This window comes from Pseudomonas sp. FW305-96 (assembly GCF_058783825.1).
The window spans coordinates 1-921 of record NZ_JBYSYW010000071.1 but is presented as its reverse complement, the minus strand read 5'-3'; the positions used below and the strand labels follow the sequence as shown (position 1 = coordinate 921).

The following is a 921-nucleotide window of genomic DNA, read 5'->3' as shown; positions in this document are numbered from 1 at the left end:
CCAGGACCGCGTGGCCTTTGCCTCCAACCCGGCGTTCGACGCCAGCACGCTGGAAGTCTGGGCGCCGCTGCTCAACGGTGGCGCGGTGGTGGTGATCGACCAGGACCAGGTGCTGTCGCGCCAGGGCCTGCGTGAGGTGCTGCTGGAGCAGGGCGTCACGGTGCTGTGGCTGACTGCCGGGCTGTTCCACCAGTTCGCCGACGACCTGCTGCCGGCGTTCCGTGGTCTGCGCTACCTGATGGTCGGTGGCGACGTGCTGGACCCGGCGGTGATCGCCCGGGTACTGCGTGACGGCGCGCCGCAACACCTGCTCAATGGCTACGGCCCGACCGAGGCCACCACCTTCAGCACCACCCACGAGATCACCGCGGTGGGCGAGGGCAGCATCCCGATCGGCAAACCGATCGGCAACAGCCGCTGCTACGTGCTCGATGCCCGCCAGCAACTGCTGCCGGTGGGGGCGGTGGGCGAGCTGTATATCGCCGGCGACGGCGTGGCCCTGGGTTACCTGGGCCAGCCGGAACTCACGGCCGAACGCTTCCTGCCCGACCCGTTCAATGGCGGCACGATGTACCGCAGTGGCGACCTGGTCAGCTGGCAGGCCGACGGCACCCTGCGTTACCTGGGCCGCGCCGACCAGCAGATCAAGCTGCGTGGCTTCCGTATCGAGCTGGGCGAGATCGAGGCGCGTCTGGGCGAATGCCCGGGTGTGCGTGACGCGGCGGTGATCGTGCGCGAAGACGTGCCGGGAGACAAACGCCTGGTGGCGTACTTCACCGGCGAGGCCCCGGCCATCGGCGAACTGCACGAGCGCCTGCAAGGTGTGCTGCCGGACTACATGCTGCCGTCGGCTTATGTACGTCTGGACGCGTTGCCCCTGACCGCCAACGGCAAGCTCGACCGCCGTGCGCTGCCGCAGCC

1 protein-coding gene is annotated in these 921 nt (G+C 69.3%); it reads left to right on the top strand.

From position 1 onward, the window contains the following. The coding region (locus AC3WL2_RS25775; RefSeq protein ID WP_492574043.1) for an AMP-binding protein at positions 1 to 921 on the top strand (921 nt) is incomplete at both ends.